Here is a 22,497-nt window from a genome sequence, read left to right as displayed (position 1 = left end):
GAGAGAAAATGATAAGTAAAATTAAAGAGAAAAACCCACTCATTCACAACATCACAAATTACGTTACCGTAAATGGTGTGGCAAACGCACTAATTAGCCTTGGTGCGTCGCCTGTTATGGCTGATAGTGAGTTTGAGGTATCTGATATCGTGTCTATATCAAATGCTTTGGTAATAAACATCGGCACATTAAACGAACGAGTGCTTAAGTCTATGATAAAGGCTGGGATTAGAGCGAATGAGCTTGGTTTGCCGGTGGTGTTAGATCCTGTTGGAGCTGGTGCTAGTTTATATCGCACACAAGCTGTTTTTGAGCTGCTTAAAAGTATAAAATTTTCACTTATTAGGCTAAATATATCCGAGGCTAAGACGCTAATTAATCAAACAAGCACAACAAATGGCGTTGATGCTAGTCAAAGCGATTTAAATGCAGATCTGTCAAGTGCTATAAGCGTGGCTAAAAACATAAGTGAGAAATTTAACACAATAACAGTCATTAGCGGCAAAAGCGACATCATAACTAATGGCAAAAATATAGCCATATGTGATAATGGGCATGAGATGATGAGTAAGATAACTGGTAGCGGATGTATGCTCTCAGCCGTTTTGGGTGCATTTATGTGCGTTGGCGATACTTTTGAGACGGCGGTGCATGGCGTTAGTGCGTATGGCATATGTGGCGAGAGAGCTTTTGATAAGCTGGGTGATAATGGCAATGCCACTTACGCAACGCTGTTAATTGATGAGTTGGCTTTTGTTAGCGATGATGATGTTGTGAAATTTGGTAAAATTAGGCATATTTAGTTTTTGATTTTTATCGTTTGGGCATTTTGATTTAAAATGTAAGTGTGTTTGCGTGAGACATAAAGCGTATCGCCATTTTTAAATAGATATTCGCCCAAACTTTTGCCGTTATCTGGTATCCAAAATAAAATTGACACAATCAAGCAAAGTGCATAAAAGGCTCTAAAAAAGTTGCGAAAATTTACATAGAGTATCAAATATCCACTAATCAAACAAGGCAATAAAAAATATAAACCTGCGACATTATCCACAAATATTATATTAAAATACTCATCTATCTCATAGTGGTTAAAGTAGCCGATTTTAAGCCCAACAAACACTGAAAAAAGCAGTGCATAAATTAAAATATGCCCAATAAAAAATGCGTTTAATAACTTCACTATGCAACTTTCAACTTATTTTTTGCAAATTATACAAGGTAAAATTTAAAAACAACTTTTATAAATTTAAATTTTTTTTAGAAATTATCAAAAAATGTATTAAAATGATTTTTAAATATATTTATAATTTGATAACAAAAGTGCAAAATTTATCGGTATTATCGATATTTATATGCAAATTTTACAAAGTTTAATTAATATATTATTTATGTTAAAATAATATTTATGTTATTATAAAAAATTCAAAAAACTGTTTAAAATAAAATTAAAAATTTTCAATTATTATCAAAAAATAACTTATTATTAAAGAAAAATCAAAGCCAAGTCTTTGTAGAATTGCAAATTTAATGTAAAATTTTATTATTTTTATTATGTTAAATATTTAAGTTATACTTAATAATTTAACAAGCTTGTGTAGATAAAATTTTGCATACTTTAATGAAAGGAAATAAGTTTATGAATAAACAAGATTTCACAAGACGCGACTTCTTGCAAGCAGCCTGTATTGGCGTTGGGGCATTAAGCGTAAGCACTAGTAGTGCAAACGTGCTAAATAGTAGCAAAAGCGACCAAAACAAAAGCGGTTTGCCTTCATGTGATGTGCTAGTTATCGGTTCTGGTGGTTCAGGGCTTCGTGCGGCTGTTGCAGCTAGAAAGCAAAATCCAAACTTAAGCGTAGTTGTTGCAACTAAAATGATGCCTTCAAGAAACGCAACCTGTATGGCGGAGGGCGGAATTAACGGCGTTACTAAATTTGATGATGGAGATAGCTACAAGTTACATGCATACGACACGATAAAAGGTAGTGCGTATCTAGCTGATCAAGATAATGTTTTGAAATTTTGCGAATTAGCTGGTAAGACGATTGCTGAGCTTGATTATGTTGGAACGCTTTTTTCAAGATCTGATGATGGCAAGGTTGCTCAGCGTATGATGGGAGGTGCTAGTAAGCGTCGCTGTAATTTCTCAGCTGATAAAACCGGACATATTATCATGCACTCAGCACTTGATGATGCAATTACAAATGGTGTGAAATTTTTAGTAGATCATGAAATGCTAGATATCGGCGTCAAAGATGGCAAAGTTGATGGCGTGGTGCTTAGAAATATCCAAACTGGCGATATTACACCAGTGCTTTGTAAAGTGTTGGTTATTGCCACTGGTGGATATGCGAGAATTTATTATAACCGCACATCAAACCCATATATCACCACAGGCGATGGCGTAGCAGCGGCACTTAGAGCCGGTATTGGTTTTATGGATCCTGAAATGATACAGTTTCATCCAACTGGCGTTTCAAACGGCGGAGCCTTGATTACCGAAGCTGCACGTGGCGAGGGCGGATATTTAATAAACAACAAAGGCGAGAGATTTATGAAAAACTATCATGAAAGAGCAGAACTAGCTCCTCGTGATATCGTCGCTCGTGCCATTGAGACTGAAATCCGTGAAGGTCGTGGATATGGCGAAGGAATGGGTGCTTATGTGCTAGTAGATGTGCGTCATCTTGGCAAAGAGACAATTATGAAAAAACTACCAAAAATTCGCCATACTGGTTTGCTTTTTGAAGATGTTGATTTAGTAGAAAAGCCAGTGCCTATTCGCCCAACAGCACACTACTCAATGGGTGGCATTGAGGTTGTGAAATTTGATGATATGAGTACAAAAGTGGCAGGCATATACACCTGTGGTGAGGCATCATGTGTGTCGATACATGGTGCAAATCGCTTGGGCGGAAACTCGCTAACTGATGCGATGGTTACTGGTAAGTTAGCTGGTGATGGAGCTGCAATATACGCAAAAGATGTTAGTTTTGGTGATGGAGCTATCACGTCTGAATTAGCTCAAAAATGGCAGGCCAAATTTAAAGAGATAGCAAACGGACAAGGCAATGTAAGTTATATGTATAAGCTAAGAGAAGAGCTTGGAAAACTAAACTGGGATAATATGGGAATTTTTAGAACAGGCGACAAGCTTCAGGCTTTATTAAAAGCCTTAGACGATATCGAAGCAAGATATAACAAAATCCGCATACCAGACACAAATAGCGTGATGAATACGGCTTTTACTGATTATGTTGAGCTTGGCAATATGATACTTGTATCACGTGCGGCATGTTTAGCAGCTATCGCTAGAACAGAGAGCAGGGGTGCTCATACTAGAGAGGATTATCCTAAACGTGATGATGTAAATTTCTTAAAGCATAGCATTGTTACACTAAAAGATAATAAGCTTGAAATCAGCTATAGAGATGTTGTTTTGGCTGGTTTCTCGCTTGATGGAAGGAAACCAGAATGAAAATAGTAATACAGCGTTTTAACGGAACAAAAACTTGGGATCAGACGTTTGAGATAAGCAAAGAAGAGTATAGCGGCAAGACCTTGCTTGGTGTACTTTTGCATATTAAGCAGACAAAAGATATTAGTTTAAATTTCACAGCCTCATGTCGCTCAGCGATATGTGGAGCCTGTGCTGTGCGTGTAAATGGACACTCTTATCTTGCCTGTGATACAAAGATGGAACCACTTTTGGCTGAGTATGATAATCCTGATATGATTAGAATTTCTCCACTTGGTAATTTTAGGGTGATTTCTGATTTGGTTGTAGATTGGGAGCCTAGCATTGAAAATCTGCGAAAGATTCGTCCTGCAATCACTGCAAAAAGCGAATTTAGCGAGAAAGATGGCTGTATTCAAAATCAGGCAGAATTTGATAGAATTTCAAAGCAATGGGACTGCATTTTGTGCGGTTGCTGTGCGTCTGAATGCTCTAAACTAGAAGCCGATAGTAGCGATTATATGCAGCCATTTGTCTTTACTCACGCATATCGAGCAGCGGCTGATTCAAGAAGCAAAGATGAAATGCTACATCTAAAACCATCTCTTGATAATGGTTTATGGATGTGTGTGCACTGTAACGAATGTGCTAACCGCTGTCCAAAAGGCATAAATTCACACGAAGATATTGCAAATTTACGCGTAATGGCTATGAGAAAAGGCTTAAAAGATGGTTCTGGTCCAGGACATGCTGAGGCATTCCTTTTAGACATGATAGAAGGCGATGGCAGACTAAATGAGATAAAACTAGCACTTAGAAGCGAAGGTGTGTTTGCCAATATGGGCAAGATGGATATAGCTATGAATCTAATGATGGCTGGCAAGATGAATCCACTTCATATATTTGGTGGCGAAAAGATAGAGGGGCATGATGAATTAGTAAAAATGGTAAATGCCGCCAAAAAAGCAGAACAACAAGGAGCGATAAAATGAGTAACACAAAAGAATTTGCATTTTTCCCTGGCTGTGTGCTAAGTCAGGCAGCAAAAGAGTCAAAGATGAGCTTAGAGGCAATCGCTCCAATACTTGGCATAACACTTCATGAGATAAAGGGCTGGAGCTGTTGTGGTGCTTCTCAGGCTCAGTGTGTTGATCCTATGGCCTCACTTGTAGCAAACGCCAGAAACATAGCACTTGGCGAGAGTATGAATATGCCTATACTCACTACTTGCTCAACCTGTATGCTTACACTTACAAAGGCTAAAAACACTCTTGATAAGGGTGCAAAAGAGCATATTAATAAATTTCTAGCTGAAGGCAATATGCAATACCAAGGCTCAACTGAGATAACAAGTTTGCTTTGGGTGCTTTATCAAAATTTAGACACTCTAAAATCAAAGGTAACTAAGCCACTATCGGATCTAAAAGTGGCTCTTTTTTACGGCTGTCACTCGCTTCGCCCTGAAAAAGAGCTAGTCAAAGAAAGCTCGACTAATCCAAAAAGCTTTGAAGCTGTCGTAGAAGCTCTTGGTGCAACGATAGTGCCGTTTGAAAAAAGGCTTGATTGTTGCGGCTTTCATGCAAGTTATCCAGCTGTAAAATCAGTGCAAAAGATGTCAAGCCAGATAGTAGGCAGTGCTGATAGTAACGGCGCTGATGTAGTGGTAACTCCTTGTCCGCTTTGTCAAATGCAGCTTGACATCTATCAAGAACGTTATCAAGACGCCCAAAACTCAAAGATTAGAAAGCCGATAATTCATCTTTCTCAGCTTGTAGGTCTTGCACTTGGTTTATCAAACAAAGAGCTTGGTCTGGATCTAAATATACAAGATGCGACAAAGTTAGTTTCGTAAATTTAAGCTTAAGAGTGCTTTTAGCACTCTTAAGCCATTTTTATAAACTCGCTTGTAAGCTCGGATAACTTTTTATTCTTTTTATAAGCGATAACTAGCGTTTTTGCAAGACTTAGTTCGTCTATATCAAAAAGCTTTATTTTATCTTTTTTATCCTCTTTTATAAGCTCACTAATGCTAAAACACGCTCCAACACCACTTGCCACGATAGCATTTGCAACATCAAATGTCTCAGTTTCGCATAAAATTTTAGGCTTAAACTCAGCACAAAAGATAAATTTACACAAGCAAATTTTAACATGTGCGGACTTTTTAGATTTAATATTTGCAATACCAAGATTAGCGTGTTTAATTGACAGTGTGTGATATTTGCAGATATTTTTAACCAATTTTTGATTTATCTTACTACTTATAATATAGCTGTAATCTTTGCTTTACTAATAAACAAGCAACAAATTATTAAGCTTTTAAAACATAACTAAAAGCCAATTTGCAAGCCATCATCTTGTAACTAGCGAAGCGAAGTTTTTCATAACAATAACGTTTAAATTATCATTTTTTGATTTAAGATGTTTTTGTTGGTTGGTTATTTAAGACAAGATTAATAAATAGCACAAAACGCCATTTATAAACACCAAACAATGATAATACGGCTTAAGATGCGTTAAATAGTAAGCGATTTAATCCATAAAATCGCATAATTGAGTTAAATTTTATAGTGTTAATTTGCCGATTATATTTGTAAGTGGCAGACTGCGAAAAGGGCTACATTAAAGACGAACGATTTATAAACAAGCTAATTGATAAAGACGCCATTTTAGGCGTCAAGCACTCTTTTATTATGATAAATTAAGGATAAAATTTAAACTATTGTGGCTTGATATTTAAGACCCCGCGAAGTTATTTTGTAGATCTTCGCTAAGGTCTTTTATGATAAATTTAAATCAAAATGTCATTTCAAATGTTAGTTTGAAATTTCTGCCTGGTGAATAAAAGCGGTTTATACCCTTGCCCGTATCTTGATCTATCAAATTTGCAGCACCAAATGTGCGAATCGATCTAGCAGCCTCCCAAGTGAGATATTTCCTATCAAAGATATTATATACACCAGCCCTAAAAGTCAAATTTTTAATCGGCGAATAAAACCCTATCATATCCACCAGTGTATAGCTTTCGCTTCGCCATTTGACCTGAGAATTGTCTTTGTCGCTACCATACCAGTGCATATCGTATGTGTCATTTGCAGATTTTGCCTTTGCATGTGTGATATACATATCGGCTCCAAATTTTTTGCTTGATGAGATATAGCTAGCACTATATACATGCGTGACTGGCTGTATAGCATTCATCGGAGCTTGGACATCTTCGTGGTATTGTTTTAGGATTTTATCGCCTTGTTTTACGATGTGATGTGTTTTGACATGCATTCTGCCTTTTTGATAGGTTACTTTATAACCCAGACTAAAGCCTTTTAGTGGTTCATAAATTTGATCTAAGAATAGTTTTGAGTTTATCTCAAGACCATTTACCTTTGCTTTGTCACGGTTTAAATTTTGATATATACTATAAGTCCTGCCTATATATCTGCCATTTTCTATGGCTAGTTGTCGCTCTCCGATATAGCCAAGGTCGATGAAATTTTTATAGTCCGTCCTAAAAAGATTAAGTGTAATAAAGCTTGGTGCCTCATAAAGCGTAAGGGCGATCTCTTTTGTCTTTGCGTCCTCTTTTTTTAGATTTGTGTTTGGGCGTATCGCAAAGTCTGGATGCATAAATGTAAAATATAGCTCATCAGAAGTTGGTGCACGAAATGCGGTTGAGTATTTAGTCTGGATTCGTAAATAATCAAGCGGATCGTAAGTAAGTGCTATAGCGTAAGATGAGTTTGAAAATTTTTTAGGTTGTTGTAGGGCTTTGAAATTTCGCTCGACATTTGTGGCATTTATGGCATCGACTCTTGCGACTTCGGCTTTGTATGCGGCTTTTGCGGCTTCATACTCAGGCTCAGAGCAGTAGCTAGACATACACTTATCAAAATCATTATAATTAGGCTCTGCTAGTTTATACTCTTCAAGCGGTATCATCGAGCCTCTTACCATATCGTCAGGGATTTTAGGTGATATGCCTGGTATGTAGTGTGGGGTGTGCTTGATCTTATCATATCGGTAGCTTAAATTTAGCCCCAAGTAGTCATTTATCTGCATATCATCTGCAAGATATAATGCACCATTTTTTGTTTTAACCGGCATCAAAAACGACTCATCTGGCACCTGATACGGCACTATAGCTTCTTTGAAAATTTCATCACTCCACCACTGGATACTTTTGTAGCTAATGCCTGATTTATTCACCATGCTTTTGTCGCTTTTTGCAAATAGTAGTCCGTAGCTTAGTGAGTGCTGTATCTGTTTTGTGTCAAAATCCTTTGTCGCATCTATGTTAAACTGCTTGGTGTCGGTTTTTTAAGCTTCTGTCTTTCCATAAATTTTGCAAGTATCCAAGGCTTGGTGGAAGCAAGATCGAGTCTGTGTTGTTATCAAGCGATGCGATGCCGTTTGCGTTTGGCTTTAGATCGTATTTTTTATAGCTTCTTGTGCTGGTGCTAAAGGCTGCGATACCACTAGTACATAAATTTGGATATTTGTTGCAATCGACTTTTAAATCACGAGAAGTAAGCGTTTTGTAATCCCCTGCCATGCCTTCTGCGAGTGCCTTGCCCTTGCTATCGGTTATGGTATAGACTGTTGTGTCTGTGACTTTTGGTTTTATATAGGACATGTGACCATAGTAGCTATAAGATTTGCCTATATATGACTTTAAGTCCTCTTCAAAATTTGGTGCTAATTTTACGCCACTTGACTTAGCATCGGCTAGATCTTTTTTAAATTCTTCTTCGGTATATGCTGCACCATTCCAAACTGTGGTGTCTTGTATTGTTTTGTATTTTTCGGAAGTATGGTTAAACTCGCCACCATATTGATCGACGATCTTGCCATTTTTTAGCTGTATGCCACTAGGATTTTGTATGTCGATACACTTTTTGCCGTCACAGTATTCGTCTGTTTTTGCTCTTAGATTTATTTTTTGTTTGCTATATGAGATTTTTAAACTATCCCAAAATGGCGTCTCGTCGTAGTTTTCATAAGAGAAATTTAAATTTTTTCTTTCTACACTATCATCTGTGTGCCTGATTTTGTCTGAGATGTAGGAGTTGCTTTGACCGCCAGAGCCTCGTGATATCTGTGTTAGGATATTTGACCAATCGGTGCCTTGATTTCGGTTTTTAGAGTTATCGTAGGCTATGTTAAATCTATTTGTTTCATTAAACTGAAAGCCAAATTTTAAAAGAGTGCTTTCTTTTTTGATATGATATGGATCTACCCTTTCTCTAAGTTTGCCAGTAACATCATCGTCGTAGCTAGAATATCCGTAGTTTTTCGTCTCGTGTCCATCTCTATCGGTTTTTATGACTAATACATCAAACCACTTTGCACGAGCAGCCAATGTGTGTGAGTGCATACGCTCACTATTTGCAGATGAGTGACCGACCTTAAAACCATAATGCCAATCTTTTTCAAGTAGATAGTCCCTAGCGTCTTTGGTTTCAAACATCACAGAGCCGCCCAAGGCACCACTACCAGCCTTTATGCTGTCAGCTCCCTTTGTGATATTTACCTGCTTTACAGTTTCCATCTCGACGCTATTTCTGGTGTTGTTAAAATTTCCATAACCCTCAAAAAGATCTTTAAATCCTTGTGAGCTGATAGTCTCTGCTTGTTTTAGCCCATCGATACTTATATCTACGCGGTTTTCATCAACGCCTCGTATCGAGTAGCCACTAGCACCCATCCTACCAGTCTCAACGACTGAAATCCCAGTCTCATACTTTACAAGATCGCGGCTATCAGAGACTTGCTGTTTGTCAAGCTCTTTTGATGTCTTTTTGATTTCACTTATTTTAAGCTCTTTGACATCTTGTTCGCTACTTCCAATAACCTCAATGCTTTCAAGTTCTAGCGATTGTTCGGCAGCAATTAGGCTAGAACCCCCCCCATAGCTGCCAAACAACAGGTTGCAACAAACGAAACTCTAGCACTAAAATTTTTGCAAATCATAAAAACCCCTATTTTCGTATAATTAGTATTTTAATAATTATTATTACAAAATTTACGTATTTTAGCAGGATAATTCTGAAAAATTTATAAAATATTTATAAAGAATTTATACTAAATTGATTTTTTTAATTTAATATCAACATAAAGTTATTTTAGCTACGACTTTGCCTTGCTACTTTAGTATCTTTTGCAAGTTTGATAAATTTATGCCTTGTTTTGCTCGTGGTTGCATGTAGCACAAGTGTAAGCAGATATCGATACTACGAGCATTTTGTGTAAGCCAGATGAAACAAAATGCTATCAAAACACATCGTAAAGAGAGAAATTTCAGCTACTTTGAAATCGTAAGGAAAAGTCAAACCTACAAGAATGAAGCCACAAACGAACTTCAAAAATTTTATAAGCTTGTAAAATGCGAGTTTGATAGTGGTAAAAATACATTTAGATACTAAAAGATATCGTAGAAAACAAAATAGATATAAAGGCAATACCATTTACATTGTTACTCATAGCCTAAAATTTACACGCACAATTTGCTGTTAAAAGCTATAAGAACTAAAAAACGAGCAAACAATAAAACAAAGCCACCTAGCAATAAAGCACTGTTTGATAGGTTTAAATTTAGCTATCTATATCGTAAATATTAAGCATTCTCGTATAGGCTATCGCACTAAATCCAACAACAATCACCGTAAAACTATATAAGTCATTATTGTTTAGATTTTTAATCTATTGTGTTTTTATTTAAATTTAAACAAATATAAACTAAAATTATAATTTTATATTTTAATATTAAAATATTGTAATAACGCATTTTAATCTATATAAAAATATAATTTATAGGAGGCTTGATGAAAAAATTTGTTTTGATTGGTATGGCTGGTTTGGCAATTTATGCCGCAGATACATTTAGGCTTGGCGTGGTTGAGGTTAGGGCAAATGAAAATGGCTATAAAAATAGCGATTTGAGTGTGGCAAATATCTATCAAGATGATATGAGCAAAAATAATATCAAAGACATACCGCAAATAGCTAGAATTGCTCCTGGAGTATATTTGCAAAAGCAAGGCTCAAGAGCAGAGCATAATATAAATGTTAGAGGCTTTAACTCAAGACGTGTGCCTGTTTTTATAGATGGCATACCGGTGTATGTCCCTTATGATGCAAATATGGATCTTGGCAGGTTTAGCACCTTTGATGTATCAAGGGTGGATATATCAAAGGGTTTTAACTCAGTTTTATATAGACCAAACACGCTTGGTGGAGCGATAAATATAGTAAGCAAAAGACCAAGTAAGGAGCTTGAAGGTCAGCTTAGATATGGTGTGAGATTTGGCTCTAGTAAAGATACTTTTGCAAATGATGTGAGCTTTGACATAGCGACCAAACAAGAGCTGTTTTATATACAGCTTGGCGGTAGCTATATGGATACAAAGGGCATTCAACTATCTAAGGATTATAAAAGATATCCAGCAAGTGATGAAGATGGCAAAAGTGCTGATAACTCAGGAAAAACGGATAAGAAAATTTCGCTTAAATTAGGCTACACGCCAAATCAAACAGATGAGTATGTTTTAGCTTTCGTCTTGCAAAAAGCACAAAAAGATCAGCCATTTTACGCTGGTAGATACGAAGATGCTGCTAAGAAATACTGGAGATGGCCACAATGGGATAAGCAAAGCGTGTATTTGCTAACGCACACGGCATTTGATAATGTGTATCTAAAAACAAAGAGCTATTATGACACGTTTGAAAATAAATTAAACGCATATGATGACACAACACTAAAGACGCAGAATAAAAATTTTGCATTTAATAGCAAATATGAAGATTATTCTGCTGGATTTGGTGCAGAGATTGGCTATGATGGTGATAAAAATAGCATAAAATTAAGCACGAACTATAAATATGATGTCCATAAAGAACAAAACCTAGCCACGCCAAATAAAACGGCTGAACCAAAACAAACATATAAGGACATGACTTATAGTTTTGGAGTTGAAAATACCTATGCTATAAGCGATGCGACGCGAGTTATACTTGCTATGTCTTATGATATTAAAGATGCTAAGAAAGCTCAAGATTATGGAGAATATATAAAAAAGAGTGAGTATGTGATGTATGATTTTGAAGTGTCTAAACAGACTGCATTTAACTATCAAACCGCTTTAAGGCATAGTTTTAGCGGCGATGATGAGCTTAGTATAAGCTATGCTAAAAAGAGCTATTTTGCAAGTATGAAAGAGCGATACACTAAAGGGCTTCCTAGAAAAAATAAAGAAGAAAAGATACCAAATCCATTTTTAAAACCAGAGATTGCACATCATTATGAGATAGCTTATGGTAAGAATTTTGGCGATAGCGTTAGACTAGATAGTGCCTTGTTTTATTCAAATGTTAAAAACTCAATAGCCCAGGTTAGTATCGGCAACAAAAAACTACAAAACAAAAACCACGATGATGCTAGATATGCTGGATTAGAGCTTAGCTTATCTTACATGACAGATAGCCTAGATATAGGAGCAAACTATACATATATGAGTGCAAAATACAAAAACAAGCCAGACAAAATTTATGATATATCCAAACACAAAGGGTTTTTATGGACGGATGTTAAAATTTTGCCTAGTTTAAGTTTATACCTATCGTGGGAGTTAAGCTCGTATAGGTACTCAAGTCTTGGCTTAAATGGCTATGTTAAAACAGCTGGTTTTGGCGTAGGCAATGCGAAATTTATCTACGCTCCTATAAAATCACTTGTGCTTGAGGCTGGTGTGATGAATGTATTTGATAAAAATTACGCTTATGATGATGGATATTATGAAGAGGGGCGTGTATTTTTCTCAAATGTAACCTATAAATTTTAAGGGTTGATATGCAAAAACTAGCAATTTTACTATGTTTTGTTTGTGTTGCTTGGTGCAATGATGTTGATAGTTATATTAAGCAAAACTCAGAAAATTTTAGCAATACTTCTAAGATAAAACGCGTATATGCAAGCACTCCAACGCTTTTATATTTGCTTTATGCCGTATCAAGGCATAGCATTGTTGGGCTAAATTATGAGTTTAACGAGTTAGAACGTCCATATTTAGATAAAAAGGTAAGAGAACAAGAGGTGGTTGGTGGATTTTTTGGCAAAGCAAAAATCCCAAATTCCGAAAAACTTCTAGCGTTATCACCTGATTTGATTTTGGCAAATAACAATGTCAAACAGCTTGGTAAGCTTAGAGAAATTTTTACTCATGTTAAAAAGCCGATTTTGTATTTTGAGTTAAAAAATTTAGATGATTATATAGTAGCGATAGAAATTTTGGGAGAAGTTTTAGATAAAAAACAACGAGCAAATGAGCTAATAAAATATGCAAAACAAAGCCTTGAATTAAAAAACAAAGTGCAAGATGTGATCGCTAAACACAGCTTAAAAAAGCCTAGAGTGTATTATGCACAAGGATTTGATGGGCTACTTAGTGAGTGCGAAGGCTCACCACATGCTTTACTTATAGCTTTATCTGGTGCAAACAACGTTCATAAATGCGAAAATATTAGCGAATATGGCAGAGTTAAGCTTAGCTTTGAGCAGGTGCTAACATATCAGCCAGATGTTATTTTGGTATATGAAAAAAGCTTTTATGATAGAATTTTTACTGATAAAAAGTGGTCTTTGCTAAAAGCTGTAAAAGACAAAAAGGTGTATTTAATACCGCGTAAGCCTTTTAGTTGGTTTGATAGACCGCCGTCTTTTATGAGATTTTTGGGGCTTAGGTGGCTTGTGAGTTTAAATTACAATGAGTATTTTGATATAGATATGGTATCTGAAACAATTGAGTTTTACAAGCTATTTTTGGATGTAAATTTAACTCAAGAACAGGCAAAGGAAATCCTTGCAAAATAAAAATACATTTGCGTTTTTTGTGCTTTTATCGCTTTGCTTTGGGTTAATTATATTTTCACTTTTTATAGGCAAATACTCTTTGTCGGCTAGTGAGTATTTAAGCTATTTTAATGCCTTGATTAAAGGCGATGTGAGCAGACATTTAGATATTCATACTGTGTTTTTTGAGCTTAGATTTCCACGTGTTTTAGCCTGTGTTATCATCGGTGCTGCACTTAGTATTTCTGGTAGTGCGTATCAGGCGATGTTTGTTAATCCGCTTGTTTCACCGTCGATTTTGGGTGTATTAAGTGGGGCTGGATTTGGTGCGGCACTTGGTATGTTTTTTGGTTTGACGCCTTTTTATGTTGGGCTTAGCACCTTTGTTTTTGGGGTCGTTGCTGTATGTGTTTCGCTTGGATTTGTTATTGTGTTTAACTCTGGTAAGGGCATTATACTTTTGGTGCTTGGTGGCATTATTAGCTCATCTTTTTTTACCTCGTTGCTTTCTATTTTAAAATATGCAGCCGATCCAAATGATACTTTGCCAAACATTACATATTTTTTAATGGGAAGTTTGTCTTTTGCTAGTGCTAAGGCGGTATTTTGGGCTGCTTTGCCTATGCTTTTTGGCATTGTTATGCTCTGTTTTTGTTTTAAGGGGCTAAATGCATTAAGCCTTGGCGAAGAAGAGGCAAAATCGCTTGGTATAGATGCGATGAGATTTAAAATTTTTGTTATTATTTTGGCTACATTTATCTCAGCACTTAGCGTTAGTATGGCTGGAGTGATAGGCTGGATAGGGCTTATCGTACCGCATATTACTAGATTTTTATTCTCATCAGATAACAAGATAGTTCTGCCTTTTTCAGCACTCATTGGCGCTATGTTTTTGCTCGTTTGTGATGATTTGTCACGCATTTTGTTTGAGTATGAAATTCCAATAGGCATAATTACATCGCTCATTGGCATACCGGTTTTTGTAGCTATTTTATTTAGAGTTAAGGGTGGTTTTGGTGCTAATTAGTTTAAAAAATGTAAGTTTTGCTTATCAAAAAAAGATAGTTTTAAATGATATTAGTTTTGACATAGATCAAAGTATGAGTGTGCTAGGGGCAAATGGGAGTGGTAAAAGCACACTTTTAAAGATAATGCTAGGGTTTTTACCATATCGTGGTAGGGTTGAAATTTTAGGTAAAGATGTTAAAGAGTATAGCAAAAATGCACTATCAAAACTCATAGCTTATATACCACAATCTCACACTTTAGCTTATGAATATAGCGTGTATGATTTAGTGCTTATGGGGGCTATTTCACGAACACCGCTACTTTCAAGCTATACAAAACAAGATAGACAAAAGGCGCTCTTTTATATAGAAAAAATGGGCATAAGTGAGCTAAAAAATGAGTCTTATACAAAGATTAGTGGCGGTCAAAGGCAGTTAGCATATATTGCTCGTGCGTTAATGCAAGAAGCAAGGATAATTTTTATGGATGAGCCAACAAATGGACTTGATTTTGGTAATCAAATAAAGCTTTTAAATATATTAAAATCACTTATTAGCGATGGATATCATATAGTTCAAACCACGCATCATCCACGACATGCTCTGTATGTTACAAAAAGCTCTTTATTGCTAAGGGGCGGAAAAATTTTAGAGTTTGGTGAGAGCAAAAGTATTATAACAACACAAAATATTAATAGACTTTATGATATAAAATATGAAAATTTTAAGGAAGTATTATGAAAACAAATATTGACAGTATTGATTTTAACGAGCTTTATAAAGCCCAAAGAGATCTTAGTCTAAGTAGCGTAAAAACACAAGATGATTGGGACAAAAAGGCTCCTAGCTTTAACGAAAGTGCATTAAAAAGCACTTATGCTGATGAATTTTTAAATCTTGTTAATTTGCATGGCGTTAGCAGTGTGCTTGATTTTGCTTGTGGGGCTGGAGCTTTGAGTTTGAAGGTAGCAAAACTTGTAGATAGAGTATATGCGTATGATTATTCAGAGCAAATGCTTTATTTTTTAAATCAAAATGCTAAAAACGAAGAGATTAAAAATATAAAAACAGAGCAAAAGGCGTTTGAAGATAGTTGGGATGAAGTGCCAATTTGTGATGTTGTGTTTGCTTCAAGATGTTTAGAGGTTGATGATTTAAAAGCTGTCGTTTCAAAGCTAATATCAAAGGCAAAAAGAAGCGTTTATATGAGTTTTAAAGTGCAAAAAAGCTTTGTTGAAAAAGAGATTTTAACCGCCATTAATCGCAAAGTGCAAGCAAAGCCAAATTTTATATATCTTATAAATATCCTTGTTGGCATGGGTTATTTGCCTAGAGTTGAGTATATTTATAGCCCAAATTGTTCTAAAATTTTGTGCGAAGATGATTTAATGCAAAAAGTGCAGTGGAGCTTAAATGATACTTTAAACAAAGATGAGATAAAGGCTTTAAAAGAGTATTATCAAAGTGGCAAAAAAGCTTATGAAGCCCCTATGATATGGGCTTTCATAGCTATAGATTTAGATAAAAAAGTAGATTAAAATTGCACCTAAAAATAGTCGATAAATTACAAATGGCGTCATGCTCATACGAGAGATAAGGCTCATAAATAGCTTAACGCATAAATACGCACTAACGCCGCTTATAAGCACACCAAGCCCTATCTCGTCCCATGCTATGTGATTTGATGATTTGATTAAATCAAGTGTTTTTAACCCACCTGCTAAAAATATAACAGGAATAGAGAGTAAAAACGAAAAATTTGCACTGGTTATACGAGAAAAACCAAGCAGTAATGCCATGCTAATTGTAACGCCAGATCTAGATACTCCAGGTATTAGTGCAAGAGCTTGTGCTACGCCTATGATTAGAGCAATTTTTATTGTGATGTTGGCTTCGTTTTTAAAGCCAACTCTTTTGTCTGCTAGATATAAAATTATGCCAAAAATTATCGTTGTAGCCGCTATAACAAGCGGACTTCTAGCGTATGTTTCGATGTGGTCTTTGGCAAATAAACCAAACAATCCAGCCGGAATTGTCCCAAATCCAACAGCCCATACAAGCATACTCTCGCCAACATTTTTGCGTTTTATAATCGAGCTTAAAAAATCACCCACTAGCTTTGAAATTCTATCTTTAAAATAAAACAAAATCGCAAGTAGCGTCCCAACATGCACCGCTACATCAAACGCCAATCCTTGATCGTCCCAGCCAAAAATTTCAGGCACTAAGACTAAGTGAGCAGAGCTAGATATCGGCAAAAACTCACTTACGCCTTGCACCAAAGCTAAGACTATGATCTGAATTATATCCATAAATTAAGCCATTATTTTAGTTTTGATAGCACAAAATCGCTTAGCTTTTCAGGCGTGAAGCCAAAATGAGCAAACAACTCATCAGCTTTTGCACTCTCGCCAAAACTTGACATAGCATAAATTTCATCAGCATATTTATACCACTCAAGTGCTGAGGCAGCTTCGACTGCTATTTTTAGGCTATTTTTGTTAAACACTCTATCTAAATACTGAGCGTCTTGCTTAGATATCAAATCATAGCACGGAGCCGATACTACGCTTGTATTTATGCCTTTTGCTTGTAAAATTTCAGCCGTTTTTACGCACAGGCTTACTTCGCTACCACTTGCTATTAGTGTTACTTTTGCGTCTTGATGCTCTTTTAGTAAATAAGCACCGTTTGCTACATCGCCATAGACTGGCTCATTTAGTGGCTCAAGCCCTTGACGGCTAAGCACAAATGCCGATGGAGCATTTAGGTTTAGGGCTGTTTGCCATGATTTTGCATTTTCGTTGCCATCTGCTGGACGGAAAGTGTAGAAATTTGGCATAGCTCTAAATTGGCTAAGTTGCTCGATAGGCTGATGTGTTGGGCCATCTTCACCAACGCCTATGCTATCGTGCGTAAGGACAAAAAAGTGCTTAATCCCCATTAATGCCGCCACTCTAGCACTCGGTTTTAAATAGTCGCTAAAGATAAAAAATGTCGCCGAAAATGGTAAAAACAATCCATATCTTGCAAATGCGTTGTTTATGGCTGCCATTGAGTGTTCGCGTATGCCGTAGTGTATGTTGCGTCCATGTGGGAAATCGCCCATATTTTTTAGCTCAGTTTTATTTGACGGAGCTAGATCTGCTGAACCACCGATAAATCCAGGCACAGCGTTTGCAATGGCATTTAATATAGCGTGATTACTGTCTCTTGTTGCTGTTTTTTTGCCTGTAAAGTCTGGATATGAAATTTTACTAAAATCAGGATTTAGTAGGCTGTTTAAAATTTTCTTTGTTTGCTCGTTTAAATTTTGAACTTTTTCATTCCATATTTTTTCGCTTAACTCGCCTTTTTCAAGTGCTACTCTAAATCTTAAAAGCACATCTTCAGGTATAAAAAATTTCGCATCTGGGTTAAATCCGGCTTGTATTTTTGCCTCTTTTATTACATATTCGCCAAGCGGTGCTCCGTGGCTATGATGGCTTCCTTCAAGCTTATTTGCACCTTTTGCAATTGTTGTATTTGCGATGATTAAGTAAGGTTTTTCTTTTTCTTTTGCTTGAGATAGTGCAAATTCTATCTCGTCATAATTATGCCCATCAATTGTCGCTACTTCAAAGCCCTGTGCTTCAAATCTAGCTTTAACATTTTCACTCCATGCTATGCTTGTATCGCCTTCTATTGTTATGCGGTTTGAATCATATATGATGACTAGGTTATCAAGCACTAAATTTCCAGCCATAGCGCATGCCTCGTAGCTTATGCCCTCTTGCAAATCGCCATCGCCACAAAGGCAATAAACTTTGTGATTAATTATCTCATTTTCTGGAGTGTTTAGTAAATTTGCCGCATATTTTGCCGCCATAGCTAGTCCTACTGCGTTTGCTACGCCTTGACCAAGCGGACCAGTAGCTATCTCTACACCTGGAGTATTAATCTCTGGATGACCTGGAGTTTTTGAGCCAAGTTGGCGAAAATTTTTAAGCTCATCTAAGCTTAAATCATATCCACTTAAATGCAAAAAGCTATACACCAAACTACTAGCGTGACCACCGCTAAATACTAAACGATCGCGGTTTAGCCAGTTTGGATTTTTTGGATTGTGATTTAAGAAATTACAAAGCACAGTAACGATATCGGCTAATCCCATTGGAGCACCTGGGTGACCGCTATTTGCTTTTTGCACCATATCAGCACATAAAAATCTAATTGTATCGGCTTGTTTTTTTAGCATATTTTTTACCTTTTTTATATTTGTAGAAATTTTTATGGATTTTACTATAATAGGGCTTAAAATTTTTAGTGTGTTTAAAAATTTTTAAGGCTCAATTTAGCCTAAATCAAATAAAATGGGCTTTAAGCTATGATTTTGCCGATAAAAATTAAGTATATATATCACTCAAAAATTTCAGAAGCGAAATTTAAAGAATTTTAAAACTTTTTTCAAAAAATGTTTCTGTGAAACGATAAAAGCCATATCAATGAAATTGAGAGTTTTGTGCTTTTGCAAAGCATAGATTAAGCAAATTTAAAGGCATAAAAATAGATAACTTTTTGTTGCACTTAAAAGAGTGTGAGTTTAGATTTAAAACTTGCAAAAATCTCTATCAAATTTTACTAAAATTGATAAGAAAAAATAGGATTAAGTTAAATTGATCCAAATTTAATTAGAGTTTGATTAGCTCATGATTGCTTGTGTTTGAGCGATAAATTTATGAGTAAAGATAGCGTAAGCACACTATCTTATACTAGATGTTTATTTATAAGCGCTTTTACCACGTCGTTTATGGCATTTGGCAATTTTTCTAAAGCGGTTAGGATTTTATCTATTAGCTCATTTTTTGCCTTGATTGCACCATCAACGCCCATTAAATTTGTAAATGAGTTTTTCTCACTGTCATTATGCACTGGTTTTCCAGCCTTGCTCTCGTCGCTTGTTGCGTCAATTATATCATCTTGTATTTGAAATGCCAATCCTAAATCAATGCCGATGCTATAAATTTCATTGCACATCTTCTCATCTGCACCAGCTATAACGGCCCCCATTTTTAACGCAGCAGCTATTAATTTGGCTGTTTTGTGAATGTGTAGGAATTTTAACTCATCCAGGCCAAGCAGGGTATTTTCAAAATGACAATCAAGTGCTTGTCCTAGCACCATGCCACTCATGCCACCATTTTGGCTTAAAATTTCAACACATTTTATGCGTATATCTGCACTTAAATCAGCCTGTGAAATTTCATAAAAAGCCTGCGTGTTTAACGCATCGCCTACAAGCACTGCTGTAACTTCGTCGTATCTTACATGAAGTGTTGACACTCCGCGGCGAAGTGGGGCATTATCCATGACTGGCAAATCATCGTGGATAAGCGAATATGTGTGAAGCATCTCAAGCCCTAAAGCCACTCTCATTGCACTTTGTGTAAGTTCTGGCTTTAAGGCATTTACTACACCTAAAAGCAAGTTTGCGCGAAAGTGTTTGCCGCCGGCTTTTAACATATCTTTTAAAGCGTTGTTATAATGCGGATGAAAACTAACGACATTTGGTAAATTTTTATCTAAAAATTTTACAAAATCACTCATTATCTCTCCCTTACAACTCTTGCAAAAAAGTCAAAATTGTTACGTGTAAATAAAAGCAAAAAACTACTTTGTTTATCGATTTTTTCTAGCATATCTTTATAGGTTTTTACCCTATCATTATTTACTTGTAAAATTTTATCATTTTTGGCTATTCCAAATGCGTGTGCTGGAGTATCTTCAATGACTTTTGTAACAATTAGTTCTTTATCCACTACAATGCCCCATGGCAAAAGTATCTCGCCTAAACTTACGCCATATGCGTCTATGTCTGTATTTTTAGATGTTAAGGTATCTAGTGTGGCAGCAACTTTTGGCGAAATTTCATCTATGCTATTATCTTTTAGTTTTATCTCTCCAGAAACCGGAATAAATAGCTTAATCTCTTCATTATCTCGTAAAATTTTAAACTCTAAAATTGAGCCTTTTGGTGCAAATAAAACCTTTTCATTTAGCCATCTTATGCCCTTTGGTGCAGTATTATCAACGCTTAAAATTTTATCCTTTGGCATTAGTGCCTTTCCTCGCCCAAGAGGATCGGCGCTTGCTACGTAAAAACCAGTTTCATTTTCGGTAAAACTCACGCCTATGTCGCCGTAATACACATCATCATACGCGGCAAAATGTTTAAGATAGCGAACAGGGATAAATTTATTGTCTCCTATGGCTAATCCTACTAATTTACAACAAGCTGAATTAAGCTGTGCCGTGATATTTACATCAAAATTTAACTCATCAAAATCCCCAAGAGTGGAACCAAAAGCCTTAACATGCCCCATTATGCTAGCGTTTGAATCACTTAATGTAGCTACCCATGTAGCTTTGTTGAATTTTGTATCATCGTTTTCATCGACCATGTCAGGGACGTGTAAATTTTGATTTGATTTTACTAGATACAATCCTAAAAATGGATCAAATTTTACATAATCATTTATCGCAGTATCAGAGTTTTTAACTACAGCGATTAATTCAGGTGTGATTGCTATACCATAGTTGCCATTAACAGACACAATAGAGTCTTTGTTTTTTTCAAAACAAGCATTAAAATCATCTTGGGTAGGACGAGGAGCTGCTAATGTTAAAATACAAATAGATGCTAATAAAAGTAGCTTTTTCACGCTTGTTCCTTTATAGTTTAAAATTTCCAAAATTTCCCATGCCGCCTAGCATATCGGCTGCCATGCCCTTGCTGTCATCGGCTACCATTTTTATCACATCATTTATGGCTGATATAAGTAAAATTTGAAGACTTTCTTTGTCTTCTAATAAGCTATCGTCGATGTTTATGTCTATTATTTCACCTTTTCCGTTTGCTTTGACAAATATCATTCCACCACCACTTTTTGTGCTATACTCTTTGCTTTCGCGCAATTCATCTAACTCACGTGCTTTTTGTTGCACTTGAGTTAAGATATCTCCCATTTTTGAAAAGTCAAAATCTTTAAACATTACATAAATCCTTTGCAAAAAATAGTCAAGATTATAACAAAATAATTATAAAATTAAAAAATTTTATAATTTAATTTAAAATAAATTATTTTTTGCTATAATCGCAGTTTTTACAAAATTTAGAACTAAAATTTATAACAACGATAGACAAGGAAACATAATGGCAAAAGATGATGTTATAGAGATAGATGGTAATGTTGTAGAGGCTTTGCCAAATGCAACTTTTAAAGTTGAGCTTGACAACAAGCACGTTATTTTATGTCATATTGCTGGCAAGATGAGAATGCATTATATAAAGATAATGCCTGGCGATAGAGTAAAAGTCGAATTAACCCCATATAGTTTAGATAAGGGCAGAATAACTTACCGTTATAAATAATTTCTTGTTATCTTAATTTCCTAGATTAAAATCGTATAACTTAGTTTATAATCTGCGACGCATTTGAGCATAATTGCTTTATTAATCTACACTAAGTAATGTGAGCAATTGTGCTTATAAGAATATTTAAAGTTACTTTTCGGTACAATCCAACTTTTGCAACCAAAGCTGTATGAAGAACTATTTTTAAAATTTATCACTTTATTTTAAAAATAGTTGGTTTAGGCGTTCGCTAAACCTGTGTGCAGTTTGCTAAAAAGTGAAATAATTTTTTAGGAGACACAATGAAAGTTCGTCCTTCTGTTAAGAAGATGTGTGACAAATGCAAAATTGTCAAACGTAGCGGTATCGTACGCGTTATCTGCGAAAATCCAAAACATAAGCAAAGACAAGGATAAGCAATGGCACGTATAGCAGGTGTAGATTTACCAAACAAAAAAAGAATAGAGTATGGTCTTACATATATCTATGGTATAGGTCTTTACAAGTCACGTCAAATTCTTGACGCTGTTGGCATCTCTTATGACAAGAGAGTTAATGAGTTAAGTGAAGATGAGGCTGCGGCTATCCGTAAGGAAATTCAAGAACATCACATTGTTGAGGGTGATCTTAGAAAGCAAGTTGCTATGGATATCAAGGCTCTTATGGATCTTGGTAGCTATCGTGGTCTTCGCCATAGAAAAGGTCTTCCAGTTCGTGGTCAAAAGACTAAGACAAATGCTAGAACTCGCAAGGGTAAGCGTAAAACCGTCGGTGCAGCGACTAAATAATTAAGGAT

22 protein-coding genes and 1 pseudogene are annotated in these 22,497 nt (G+C 35.8%); 14 read left to right on the top strand and 9 right to left on the bottom strand.

Annotated elements, in window-relative coordinates:
* The first annotated feature begins 8 nt into the window (after positions 1 to 8).
* On the top strand, positions 9 to 803 hold the full coding sequence (gene thiM, locus LQU93_RS04870) for a hydroxyethylthiazole kinase (RefSeq protein WP_229932760.1): 795 nt from the start codon (positions 9 to 11) through the stop codon (positions 801 to 803).
* Here thiM and LQU93_RS04865 read toward each other — a convergent pair.
* Positions 800 to 1,183, bottom strand: a complete 384-nt coding sequence (locus tag LQU93_RS04865) for an isoleucyl-tRNA synthetase (RefSeq protein WP_229932759.1) — start codon at positions 1,181 to 1,183, stop codon at positions 800 to 802. The two genes, thiM and LQU93_RS04865, sit on opposite strands and share 4 nt — an antisense overlap.
* Positions 1,184 to 1,639: 456 nt before the next feature.
* Here LQU93_RS04865 and sdhA point away from each other — a divergent pair, with 456 nt between their 5' ends.
* Genes sdhA through sdhE form a run of 3 tightly spaced genes read left to right on the top strand, consistent with a single transcriptional unit; the run spans position 1,640 to position 5,312 of the window.
* Positions 1,640 to 3,481: an 8-methylmenaquinol:fumarate reductase flavoprotein subunit gene (gene sdhA / locus LQU93_RS04860; RefSeq protein WP_229932758.1), complete on the top strand. Its 1,842-nt coding sequence runs from the start codon at positions 1,640 to 1,642 to the stop codon at positions 3,479 to 3,481.
* Positions 3,478 to 4,452 carry an 8-methylmenaquinol:fumarate reductase iron-sulfur subunit gene (sdhB, locus tag LQU93_RS04855; RefSeq protein WP_229932757.1) on the top strand — a complete coding sequence of 325 codons (975 nt, stop codon included), beginning with the start codon at positions 3,478 to 3,480 and terminating at the stop codon, positions 4,450 to 4,452. The genes sdhA and sdhB overlap by 4 nt, the downstream gene beginning before the upstream one ends.
* Positions 4,449 to 5,312 (top strand): 8-methylmenaquinol:fumarate reductase membrane anchor subunit, encoded by an 864-nt coding sequence (gene sdhE / locus LQU93_RS04850; RefSeq protein WP_229932756.1) that lies wholly within the window; start codon positions 4,449 to 4,451, stop codon positions 5,310 to 5,312. The genes sdhB and sdhE overlap by 4 nt, the downstream gene beginning before the upstream one ends.
* Before the next feature lie 29 nt (positions 5,313 to 5,341).
* Here the strand turns inward: sdhE and LQU93_RS04845 are convergent, their stop codons facing one another.
* The 3 genes from LQU93_RS04845 to LQU93_RS04835 all read right to left on the bottom strand — a co-directional run bounded on the left by LQU93_RS04845 (position 5,342) and on the right by LQU93_RS04835 (position 9,380).
* A complete protein-coding gene (locus tag LQU93_RS04845; RefSeq protein WP_229932755.1) occupies positions 5,342 to 5,701 on the bottom strand; it encodes a type 2 periplasmic-binding domain-containing protein in 360 nt (119 codons plus the stop codon).
* 555 nt (positions 5,702 to 6,256) lie between these two features.
* Positions 6,257 to 7,666 carry a TonB-dependent receptor domain-containing protein gene (locus tag LQU93_RS04840; protein WP_229932754.1) on the bottom strand — a complete coding sequence of 470 codons (1,410 nt, stop codon included), beginning with the start codon at positions 7,664 to 7,666 and terminating at the stop codon, positions 6,257 to 6,259.
* Between the two features lie 85 nt (positions 7,667 to 7,751).
* Positions 7,752 to 9,380 (bottom strand): TonB-dependent receptor plug domain-containing protein, encoded by a 1,629-nt coding sequence (locus LQU93_RS04835; RefSeq protein WP_229932753.1) that lies wholly within the window; start codon positions 9,378 to 9,380, stop codon positions 7,752 to 7,754.
* Positions 9,381 to 9,711: 331 nt separating this feature from the next.
* Here LQU93_RS04835 and LQU93_RS04830 point away from each other — a divergent pair, with 331 nt between their 5' ends.
* The 6 genes from LQU93_RS04830 to LQU93_RS04805 all read left to right on the top strand — a co-directional run bounded on the left by LQU93_RS04830 (position 9,712) and on the right by LQU93_RS04805 (position 15,846).
* Entirely contained in the window at positions 9,712 to 9,879 is a 168-nt protein-coding gene (locus LQU93_RS04830; RefSeq protein ID WP_229932752.1) for a hypothetical protein, read from the top strand.
* A gap of 399 nt (positions 9,880 to 10,278) precedes the next feature.
* The gene (locus tag LQU93_RS04825; protein WP_229932751.1) at positions 10,279 to 12,294 is read left to right on the top strand and encodes a TonB-dependent receptor plug domain-containing protein; all 2,016 of its coding nucleotides are present in this window, start codon (positions 10,279 to 10,281) and stop codon (positions 12,292 to 12,294) included.
* An 8-nt stretch (positions 12,295 to 12,302) separates the two neighbouring features.
* Positions 12,303 to 13,322, top strand: coding sequence for an ABC transporter substrate-binding protein (locus tag LQU93_RS04820; RefSeq protein WP_229932750.1), 1,020 nt, complete (start codon positions 12,303 to 12,305; stop codon positions 13,320 to 13,322).
* Complete coding sequence (locus tag LQU93_RS04815; RefSeq protein WP_229932749.1) at positions 13,312 to 14,328, top strand: FecCD family ABC transporter permease; 1,017 nt, start codon at positions 13,312 to 13,314, stop codon at positions 14,326 to 14,328. Before LQU93_RS04820 ends, LQU93_RS04815 begins: the two co-directional genes overlap by 11 nt.
* Positions 14,318 to 15,049, top strand: a complete 732-nt coding sequence (locus tag LQU93_RS04810) for an ABC transporter ATP-binding protein (protein WP_229932748.1) — start codon at positions 14,318 to 14,320, stop codon at positions 15,047 to 15,049. The genes LQU93_RS04815 and LQU93_RS04810 overlap by 11 nt, the downstream gene beginning before the upstream one ends.
* Positions 15,046 to 15,846, top strand: a complete 801-nt coding sequence (locus tag LQU93_RS04805; RefSeq protein ID WP_229932747.1) for a class I SAM-dependent methyltransferase — start codon at positions 15,046 to 15,048, stop codon at positions 15,844 to 15,846. Before LQU93_RS04810 ends, LQU93_RS04805 begins: the two co-directional genes overlap by 4 nt.
* Here LQU93_RS04805 and LQU93_RS04800 read toward each other — a convergent pair.
* Complete coding sequence (locus tag LQU93_RS04800) at positions 15,826 to 16,620, bottom strand: undecaprenyl-diphosphate phosphatase (protein ID WP_229932746.1); 795 nt, start codon at positions 16,618 to 16,620, stop codon at positions 15,826 to 15,828. The two genes, LQU93_RS04805 and LQU93_RS04800, sit on opposite strands and share 21 nt — an antisense overlap.
* An 11-nt stretch (positions 16,621 to 16,631) precedes the next feature.
* Positions 16,632 to 18,575: a transketolase gene (gene tkt / locus LQU93_RS04795; RefSeq protein WP_268250045.1), complete on the bottom strand. Its 1,944-nt coding sequence runs from the start codon at positions 18,573 to 18,575 to the stop codon at positions 16,632 to 16,634.
* 198 nt (positions 18,576 to 18,773) lie between these two features.
* Here tkt and LQU93_RS04790 point away from each other — a divergent pair.
* Positions 18,774 to 18,967 (top strand): annotated as a pseudogene (locus tag LQU93_RS04790) (IS1595 family transposase); the annotation flags it as partial.
* 87 nt (positions 18,968 to 19,054) lie between these two features.
* Here the strand turns inward: LQU93_RS04790 and LQU93_RS04785 are convergent.
* The 3 genes from LQU93_RS04785 to LQU93_RS04775 are packed head-to-tail and all read right to left on the bottom strand — an operon-like array spanning position 19,055 to position 21,340.
* Positions 19,055 to 19,894 (bottom strand): polyprenyl synthetase family protein, encoded by an 840-nt coding sequence (locus LQU93_RS04785; RefSeq protein WP_229932744.1) that lies wholly within the window; start codon positions 19,892 to 19,894, stop codon positions 19,055 to 19,057.
* Positions 19,894 to 21,009, bottom strand: coding sequence for a DUF7488 domain-containing protein (locus LQU93_RS04780; RefSeq protein WP_229932743.1), 1,116 nt, complete (start codon positions 21,007 to 21,009; stop codon positions 19,894 to 19,896). The genes LQU93_RS04785 and LQU93_RS04780 overlap by 1 nt, the downstream gene beginning before the upstream one ends.
* A gap of 10 nt (positions 21,010 to 21,019) precedes the next feature.
* Entirely contained in the window at positions 21,020 to 21,340 is a 321-nt protein-coding gene (locus LQU93_RS04775; protein ID WP_229932742.1) for a YbaB/EbfC family nucleoid-associated protein, read from the bottom strand.
* Between the two features lie 160 nt (positions 21,341 to 21,500).
* On the opposite strand from LQU93_RS04775, the gene infA reads away from it, so the two are divergent.
* From infA to rpsM, 3 genes are all read left to right on the top strand, one after another.
* Complete coding sequence (gene infA / locus LQU93_RS04770) at positions 21,501 to 21,719, top strand: translation initiation factor IF-1 (protein WP_009649712.1); 219 nt, start codon at positions 21,501 to 21,503, stop codon at positions 21,717 to 21,719.
* 284 nt (positions 21,720 to 22,003) lie between these two features.
* Positions 22,004 to 22,117: a 50S ribosomal protein L36 gene (gene rpmJ / locus LQU93_RS04765; protein WP_169938237.1), complete on the top strand. Its 114-nt coding sequence runs from the start codon at positions 22,004 to 22,006 to the stop codon at positions 22,115 to 22,117.
* Between the two features lie 3 nt (positions 22,118 to 22,120).
* Positions 22,121 to 22,489 (top strand): 30S ribosomal protein S13, encoded by a 369-nt coding sequence (gene rpsM / locus LQU93_RS04760; RefSeq protein WP_229932741.1) that lies wholly within the window; start codon positions 22,121 to 22,123, stop codon positions 22,487 to 22,489.
* The last annotated feature ends 8 nt before the right edge of the window (positions 22,490 to 22,497 follow it).

This window comes from Campylobacter majalis, assembly GCF_905120465.1.
In the GTDB taxonomy this organism is placed as follows: domain Bacteria; phylum Campylobacterota; class Campylobacteria; order Campylobacterales; family Campylobacteraceae; genus Campylobacter_A; species Campylobacter_A majalis.
The sequence above is the reverse complement of the archived record's forward strand: the minus strand, read 5'-3'. Positions and strand labels throughout refer to the sequence as shown.

Bases quoted from the DNA above. Each gene is read 5' to 3' on its own strand.
- LQU93_RS04830 (WP_229932752.1), top strand. From the start codon at position 9,712: ATGAAACAAAATGCTATCAAAACACATCGTAAAGAGAGAAATTTCAGC.
- sdhB (WP_229932757.1), top strand. From the start codon at position 3,478: ATGAAAATAGTAATACAGCGTTTTAACGGAACAAAAACTTGGGATCAG.
- LQU93_RS04805 (WP_229932747.1), top strand. From the start codon at position 15,046: ATGAAAACAAATATTGACAGTATTGATTTTAACGAGCTTTATAAAGCC.
- rpsM (WP_229932741.1), top strand. From the start codon at position 22,121: ATGGCACGTATAGCAGGTGTAGATTTACCAAACAAAAAAAGAATAGAG.
- LQU93_RS04840 (WP_229932754.1), bottom strand. From the start codon at position 7,666: ATGGTGAATAAATCAGGCATTAGCTACAAAAGTATCCAGTGGTGGAGT.
- sdhA (WP_229932758.1), top strand. From the start codon at position 1,640: ATGAATAAACAAGATTTCACAAGACGCGACTTCTTGCAAGCAGCCTGT.
- LQU93_RS04775 (WP_229932742.1), bottom strand. From the start codon at position 21,340: ATGTTTAAAGATTTTGACTTTTCAAAAATGGGAGATATCTTAACTCAA.
- sdhE (WP_229932756.1), top strand. From the start codon at position 4,449: ATGAGTAACACAAAAGAATTTGCATTTTTCCCTGGCTGTGTGCTAAGT.
- infA (WP_009649712.1), top strand. From the start codon at position 21,501: ATGGCAAAAGATGATGTTATAGAGATAGATGGTAATGTTGTAGAGGCT.
- LQU93_RS04785 (WP_229932744.1), bottom strand. From the start codon at position 19,894: ATGAGTGATTTTGTAAAATTTTTAGATAAAAATTTACCAAATGTCGTT.
- rpmJ (WP_169938237.1), top strand. From the start codon at position 22,004: ATGAAAGTTCGTCCTTCTGTTAAGAAGATGTGTGACAAATGCAAAATT.
- thiM (WP_229932760.1), top strand. From the start codon at position 9: ATGATAAGTAAAATTAAAGAGAAAAACCCACTCATTCACAACATCACA.
- LQU93_RS04820 (WP_229932750.1), top strand. From the start codon at position 12,303: ATGCAAAAACTAGCAATTTTACTATGTTTTGTTTGTGTTGCTTGGTGC.
- LQU93_RS04825 (WP_229932751.1), top strand. From the start codon at position 10,279: ATGAAAAAATTTGTTTTGATTGGTATGGCTGGTTTGGCAATTTATGCC.
- LQU93_RS04800 (WP_229932746.1), bottom strand. From the start codon at position 16,620: ATGGATATAATTCAGATCATAGTCTTAGCTTTGGTGCAAGGCGTAAGT.